Source organism: Clostridioides sp. ZZV14-6345 (assembly GCF_020657775.1).
Taxonomy (GTDB): Bacteria; Bacillota; Clostridia; order Peptostreptococcales; family Peptostreptococcaceae; genus Clostridioides; species Clostridioides difficile_D.
Genome location: NZ_JAGWCX010000150.1, coordinates 1 through 1,134, shown reverse-complemented (window position 1 = coordinate 1,134; position 1,134 = coordinate 1). Strand labels below are relative to the sequence as shown.

The window sequence follows — 1,134 nt, the reverse complement described above, 5'->3', positions numbered from 1 at the left end:
ATAATATATAGATTTTTCGGGAAAGACTCTTTTGAGGGTCTTTTTTTATTGTTAGTATATATAAAGATAATTATCGACGAATCAGATAATAATGAAAAAAGCAATTCCACTCATGAGAATGCTTAGTTGTAGCTATAGAAGTGTATTAGTAGTACACTTCTATTTTTTTATTATATCATAAGTATTTAATTCTTTCTTTAATTGTATTAATATATTTATTGACATAGTTTAAATATATTAAAATATGAAGGATAAAATATTATAACATGTAAATTATGTAGTCAAGAAAAACCATTAAAAGATAGTTATATAATACCAAAGTTCATTTACAGATATATAAAAAAGAATCCCCCAACAAAAAGAGTTAGAAGTAATATGGATGTAAATAAACCAATGCAGGATGGAGAACATAAGCCATTTCCATGTTGTGATTGCGAGGATATGTTTAGTAAATTTGAAGATTACTTTAAAAGAGAAGTATTTCAAAAAGCTACTAAAAATAAACTTAATCCAATTGAATTAAATGAAAAAATTTTCAATTTTTCCGTTTCAGTAATTTGGAGAACTTTGAAAGACCGAATTGTATCTAATTATAAACTAGATGAATTACATCCCTATGAAATAGAAAAGATGAATACTTTTTTAAATGACTGTCAGAAATATTTCATGATAAATGATTTGTCCCTATTAGACTCATATAACTTCCATATAATTCCTACCACTAATAAGATGGTAGACTTACATAAAATTCCAGATGACAATTCCATAATTTTAGAGGTATAGATGCTTTGTTTTTAGCATACTCAAAAAAAAATAGAAGGGCATGACCATCTTAGATGAAGAAACTATTACTTACTCTGATTTAGTAATTCATATTTTAAGAAATATTCGCGCAAATCTTGATGAAGCATCAAAACAAAGTATCATAAAAAAATAACTGAAAACAACAAGAAAAAATAATCTTCTTAGCCAAACAAAAATATAAATACACATAATTATAATAGTTTTGTTTGGCAACTTTTATTATTCTGTTGAATAATTATTTAAATAAACAATTCTTTTATCTACCTATTAATAAAATCTAACGCTTTGTATAGTGTATCAAATCTATCATTACCCTTTATCATTGTATAA

General features: G+C 24.5%; 1 protein-coding gene. It reads left to right on the top strand.

The features are described 5' to 3' along the window. Positions 1–375: 375 nt before the first annotated feature. On the top strand, positions 376–783 hold the full coding sequence (locus tag KGF39_RS19360) for a hypothetical protein (RefSeq protein WP_227823565.1): 408 nt from the start codon (positions 376–378) through the stop codon (positions 781–783). Positions 784–1,134: the final 351 nt, after the last annotated feature.

Excerpts from the sequence above, each read along its gene's own strand:
- KGF39_RS19360 (WP_227823565.1), top strand. The coding sequence starts at position 376 with ATGGATGTAAATAAACCAATGCAGGATGGAGAACATAAGCCATTTCCA.